This is a genomic window from Richelia intracellularis HH01 (assembly GCF_000350105.1).
Taxonomy (GTDB): domain Bacteria; phylum Cyanobacteriota; class Cyanobacteriia; order Cyanobacteriales; family Nostocaceae; genus Richelia; species Richelia intracellularis.
The window spans coordinates 1-6,537 of sequence record NZ_CAIY01000014.1; the positions used below are offsets into that span (position 1 = coordinate 1).

Annotated in this window: 3 protein-coding genes; 2 read left to right on the forward strand and 1 reads right to left on the reverse strand. The window is 33.5% G+C overall.

What is annotated here, in order from left to right; translation table 11 throughout:
* Positions 1-1,282: 1,282 nt before the first annotated feature.
* Positions 1,283-2,698, reverse strand: coding sequence for a type I glutamate--ammonia ligase (gene glnA / locus RINTHH_RS01315; protein WP_008231916.1), 1,416 nt, complete (start codon positions 2,696-2,698; stop codon positions 1,283-1,285).
* A gap of 1,177 nt (positions 2,699-3,875) precedes the next feature.
* Between glnA and apcB the strand changes: the two genes are divergently transcribed.
* Positions 3,876-4,385 carry an allophycocyanin subunit beta gene (gene apcB, locus RINTHH_RS01320; protein ID WP_008231919.1) on the forward strand — a complete coding sequence of 170 codons (510 nt, stop codon included), beginning with the start codon at positions 3,876-3,878 and terminating at the stop codon, positions 4,383-4,385.
* Positions 4,386-4,695: 310 nt separating this feature from the next.
* Complete coding sequence (locus tag RINTHH_RS01325; RefSeq protein ID WP_008231922.1) at positions 4,696-5,517, forward strand: TlyA family RNA methyltransferase; 822 nt, start codon at positions 4,696-4,698, stop codon at positions 5,515-5,517.
* Positions 5,518-6,537 lie beyond the last annotated feature (1,020 nt).

Here is a 6,537-nt window from a genome sequence, read left to right on the forward strand (position 1 = left end):
ACCAGTAAAAAAATAATCTTCAAAGATACCAAATCTAAGGTAATAAAGTACTTGTAATTTAAGGAGAATATAAATAAGGGTACTCTTAAAATTTGGTAATATAACTCATATATTCCTTGAACTCTGCATTGAAATTACCTTATTTGCATTTATTATAATAACTCAGGTAATTAGCGACTGATAAGAGTAAAACATTTCAGAAACTACCAAAAAAGTAGGAGCAAATATCCTCTTATCCTACTTTTTTGGTAGCCCATCATCATAGGAAAACAAAAAGCAAAAAATATTAATAATGAATTTGACTATTCTAATAATGTCTTTCTATCCTCAAGGATTACTATAAAAAAGTAAGCTACAGTCACATTGACATCTTGCCATTCGCTATCAAAGATTCTATCCTTGAAATTTGTTGATAAAAATACCTGTGTATGCTGCTAGTATTCCAAATATTTGGGTTCGTGATGTTCGAAAAAGTGAATTCGGAGTCACCAAAATTATAGCAACTAAGCCTTTGCCAATAAAGATTATAAGTGTCATTACCCTGCATCATGTCTCTGATGAGCGTAGAATTATCCATGGCTTTAATAACTATGTTATTTTTTTCACCAGATTTAATATTTCGATGTTATATAGAAGTTATTTATCTTGCTTATGCCCAATATCATGGAACTGATTCAAAGGATTTATTAATTGGGGTTTATTATTTGATTTAGGATAATAAATCCTCAATAGAGGGGATATAGTAATTTTTTACGTCGGTTTTACTGATTACCAGTAATCTCCATATGTATGATGATTTTTATCATCAGCATGAATCAAACCATTGTAGTCTCATAAGTCTGTATTATTGTATAACTTTTTATAGCTTACTTAGTATATTGTTGATACTTAATTGTCATGCTAAAGTAGAGAGTAGAACTATGTAAACGAGAAAATCCATAGTAAAACTACTATCAGGGTTACGTAACTATCAGTTTATTGAAAATTTTCAGTAGTCTACCTTGGGAGGGATAAGCGAGGAACTTAATCTTACTGAAACAGCTCCTCACAACTGGACTTCTAAGCGAGATGAAATATATGTAACTAGATTAGTCGATTCCAGCAGAGGTAATAATACTTTTGATTGGGTTGGGGCTTCTTAATTGCTGAATTGAGTAGCCATTTTGAAAAAATAATAAAAGCCACCCATTAATGGAAGGCCTCTAAATGCAGTTAATGTAGTTTTTTAAAGTTCTTGTTATTTACTAACTCAAGCATTAAAGTCAAACATTAAATTATTAAATTAGGCATCATAGTAGAGAGAGAATTCATAAGGGTGAGGGCGTAGGCGTATTGAATTTACTTCAGTGTGCAACTTGTAATTTATCCAAGTTTCAATAATATCTTCGGTAAAAACACCAGGCTCTGTCAAAAATTTATAGTCTTTTCCCAAAGCTTCTAATGCTAGCTCCAAAGAGCCAGGAGTTGAAGGAACTTGTGCTAGTACCTCTGGCGTTAGTTCATATATATTCTCGTCTAAGGGATCTCCTGGATCTATTTTGTTTTTAATACCATCTAAACCAGCACATAGCATGGCAGCAAATGCCAAGTATGGGTTGCAAGTTCCATCGGGGCAACGGAATTCTAGGCGTTTTGCTTTGGGGTTGGTTCCAGATAGAGGGATACGTATAGAAGCAGAACGATTCCCTTGAGAATAGGCTAGATTCACAGGTGCCTCATACCCTGGTACAAGACGCTTATAGGAGTTAGTAGAAGGATTTGTAAGTGCTAAAAGGGCTGGTGCATGGTGTAGTATACCACCAATATAGTATAGGGCTGTTTCACTCAGACCAGCATATTTATCACCTGCGAATAGGGGCTGCCCATTCTTCCAAATAGATTGGTGAGTATGCATGCCAGAGCCGTTATCACCAAAAATAGGCTTGGGCATAAATGTTGCTGAATGACCATATTTTCTTGCAACATTCTTAATAATGTACTTATAAGTCATTAGCCAGTCAGCAGCCTGAAGCATTTTACCAAAGCGAAACCCCAGCTCGCACTGGCCGCCTGTTGCAACTTCATGGTGTTGCTTTTCTACAGGTATGCCACAATCAGCCATTGTGAGGAGCATTTCCGTACGAATATCATGGAAGTTATCTATGGGAGGAAGAGGGGAATACCCTCCCTTGAAACTGGGTTTATAACCCAAATTTGGATTTTCCTCTCGGCCTGTATTCCAGCGGCCTTCTATGGAGTCTATATAATAGAAACCTGCATTGGCAGTTTGATCAAAGCGAACATCATCAAAAATAAAGAACTCAGCCTCTGGACCAAAAAACACCGTATCGCCAATGCCAGAAGCGACTAAATAATCCATCGCTTTTTGGGCAATTACCCTTGGGCAACGCTTATAAGGTTCACCAGTGCGAGGCTCTTTGATATAACAAATAATGCTCAGTGTTGGCTCCTTCATGAAGGGATCTATCCAAGCTGTATTAGGATCCAGCACCATTGCCATATCTGATTCATTTATAGCTTTCCAACCCCGAATGCTAGAACCATCAAAAGGTACGCCATCTGTAAAGGAAATTTCATCTATCTGATTATAGTACAAAGTTAGATGTTGCCAAGTACCTGGCATATCGACGAATTTGAGGTCCACCATTTTAATTTTTTCATCCCCAAGCATACTAAGAATTTCTTGTGGGGTTGTCATGGTTGCTCCTTATTTGCCAATTTACTTAAATCAAATATAACGTATGCCTGGTGTGCATAAAAAATAACTCTTGTCTAGTTAGGGTTTTTAACCTCAGATGCAATTAGAATTTAATGGACATGATTAGTACGTTTGTATGAGTTTCAGAAATAAAGTCACGATATGTGTTGCTTTATTATGACTGTTTAGTCGAAATAGCCCTATTTACTTTAATTCAGTTGTGGAACACTAAAAGATAATTAGATAAGAAATCAAACAATTTATCATTTGGTGTAATGATATAGATTAATTGTAATTTGGTCGTATTGTAATGTTGCATTTAGATGGTAAGAGCATAGAAAACTGAAGGCCTAAAACGGAATTAAATAAAACAAAGATGATAGAATACAAGCAAAAGATCCTAAGTGCTTTTTACACTTCTATTTAGTACTTTTTCACTAATAAATATTAAGTTTTATATTCTCCACTGTGTCTAAATTAGGATATTTTTTTGAAATTACAAGCATTACACTACAAGATAAATTCACATATATGCCTTCTCCGTTTGTAATTATCGGGGCAATCATTAATTTGGTCGATATAGCTGGATAAAAATTTGTATTTCAATCAAAACCATAATATAAATATTAGCCCAACGTTAACTTGAGCTTGTTATGGAAACACTATATCCTAGCATTTTTACTGCCATTTTTCTGGGAAGATTTATAAATTTATTATTCCCATCATTCTATAGGAATAAAAAGGATAATAAAGCCAGTGAGTTTTTACAGCCCTAATTTTGATTTTTTAGGTATGCCGAATAAAGACTGCTTTTAATGAGATATTAGGAAGTATTGGCTTATCAAGCCAATACTTATAGATGGAGTGGGGAAAAGAGGAAAACAGATAATTTTAAGTTTTATTATGTTTGCATGTTTTCGGCTCCCAAATTTTTGCGAGTATAATCAGAGAATTTAACCCGTTAAATTGAGGAATTATAGGATAATGTAATTGATACAAAACTCAATACTTGATTTCACTATTAGGTCGACTTTAACATAAGATTCTAGGGTAGGGTATGCATTTATTTTTGCACTATTACTCCTTTATGGGTAGCCGCTACAAAATTTTGCAGGCTGAGAAAGCAAGCTAGATAAGCATCAAAATAACCAATATAGAGGAATTGAGAGGATAAGAAATGCAGGACGCAGTTACAACTATAATACGAAATTATGATTTAGCAGGGCGATATTTTGATCGTGATGCTGTTGACAATCTTAAGTCATATTTTGCTAGTGGTAATGATAGGATACAGGCAGCAACAGCCATAAATGCAGAAGCTGCATCAATTGTTAAGCAAGCTAGTTTAAATTTATTTGATGAGCTACCAGAATTAATTCGTCCTGGTGGTAATGCTTATACTACTCGTCGTTATGCAGCTTGTCTGCGGGATATGGATTATTATCTGCGCTATGCAACCTACGCAATTGTCGCTGGAAATATAGATGTGCTAAATGAGCGTGTACTTCAAGGTTTACGAGAAACATATAATTCTTTAAATGTTCCTATTGGTCCCACTGTTCGTGGTATTCAAATTATGAAAACTATTGTTAAGAAAAAAGTTGAAGAAGCTGGTATTAATAATATAAGTTTTGTCGATCAGCCTTTTGACTATATAACCCAAGAGTTAAGCGAGAAAGATATTTAGAGTTGTTTATAATTACAGGGGCCTTCAGAAAGCGAATTAGCTCATAGAGATATTCGGTAAGTTAGGAATTCACATTTGCTTATTAAGTATTTTTCAGCTTAATAACTCTAAGATTTTTTGTGTGGAGGTTCCTTACCTATAACGTAAGGGATTTGTATTGTATCAATATTTATAATAATCCATGTCGTTAATAACTCATTTATAACAATGGTGAAATATTTAGTATCTGCAACAACTACTTTCTGTTAATTGTTAGTAGGATTAGGGAAAATGGCATTAATTAACCTTAGGATCTAAAATTGGTATTAGTTTGGCTAAACAGCGATTAGATATTTTACTCGTAAAACGAGGTTTATGTATTTCTCGTCAGCATGCTCAACGGTTAATTCAGGCAGGTAAAGTGAGGGTTGCAGGCCATGTTACTGACAAGTCTGGAACAGAAGTTAGTTTACAAGCTGAGATTCACATTCAGGAGCAACCACGTTTTGTTTCCCGTGGAGGTGAAAAACTTGCCAAGGCCTTGGCTGTTTTCCCTATTATTACACAGGAAAGAATATGTCTGGATGGTGGTATTTCTACTGGGGGTTTTACGGATTGTTTATTAAAATCTGGAGCTAAAAGAGTTTACGGAATAGATGTTGGTTATGGTCAGGTTGACTGGGGCTTGCGTAATAACCCACGGGTTATTTTACGGGAACGGACTAACTTGCGCTATTTAACACCAGAAGATTTGTATGGTACAGAAAATGAAATTCCAGACTTAGCAGTAATAGATGTATCTTTTATTTCTCTAACTAAAATTTTGCCTGCAGTATGGCAATTAACTCAACCTCCAAGAGAACTATTAGTGTTAGTCAAGCCACAATTCGAGGTGGGAAAACATCGCGTTGGGAAGAAAGGAGTAGTTAGGGACCCCCAAGATCATGCAGATGCAGTATTACAAGTTATATGGGTTTCTCTAAAATTAGGGTATTGCTATAAGGGTTTGGTTTGGTCTCCAATTAAAGGACCTAAGGGGAATATAGAATACCTTTTATGGTTGGGTATGATTAGCAAAACTCCCATGCCTGATTTGGAATACATTAAACAAGTGACAAAATCGGCTACTATAGAATTAGGTACTTCCAGATAATTAACTTTAATTACGATCCATACGCCAAAATTAATGCAATCAAATATTACGAGATTTAATCAATAATTTCCATTTACATTTTTCCGATTTTTACTTATTATCAATACTTGATTAGATTTTCCTAATTGCAAATCTTCCGGAATATTTCAAACTATGATCTCACCATTAAGATAATGTTTACTAACATAATGGATATTTACAAGATATTATTTATCATAGGCAAGATACTTAACTAAACCTACTTATCCAATATAATTATTTTTGAGGTTTAGAGTAGAAAAGACCTTTTATTAAATCCACTTATTACTGATTCTTAATTAGCTGAATTCTAGTATAAAAAATCTGAGTAAGTATGTTGCAGAGTAAACTAGTACTAGAATAACCCAAATTAAAAGGTATGAGATAATTCACTGAGTATTTTGATTAGGTTAAGCAAAGTATAATTAATAAAACTAAACACCACATTCAACAACTCTAACATCTAGAAAAAATCGAATTATTCCAGTATAAAATACAAACGTGATCAAAAGTACTTAAAAATAGAAGATTCAAATAAGAGAGTGTTAATTTTAAGTGAGCAATACTTGGAAAAAGTATATAATAAAGGGCTCACTATTCCAAATATGTAGAGATGCATATAAATGGTATTATTCTGAACGAAATATTTTTTTGTTTACTTGTATTCAAATAAGATTATTAAAATCACTTAAAACAAGGGTAATTGAATTATTTATATGTATTTTTCAAGTTTCTTTTAGGGGAGTAAAATACTGTATTTTTTTGTGGGCATTATATCAGAATTAACTTGGTAATTTTGATGGTCATTAAATCTTCACTACCATTGAAAATCTTTTATTTTGATGTAGGTACAATTATACTATGTATAATAAAACTTATAAATAAGGCTAAATAACTTATATTTTAGTAATGTTTTATTTCTCAAATAATCTAATTATTAGAGTCAATATAATTTTTAATGAAAGACTAAATTTATTCATAGAAGCTATCTAATAGGAATTA

Excerpts from the sequence above, each read along its gene's own strand:
- apcB (WP_008231919.1), top strand. The coding sequence starts at position 3,876 with ATGCAGGACGCAGTTACAACTATAATACGAAATTATGATTTAGCAGGG.
- glnA (WP_008231916.1), bottom strand. The coding sequence starts at position 2,698 with ATGACAACCCCACAAGAAATTCTTAGTATGCTTGGGGATGAAAAAATT.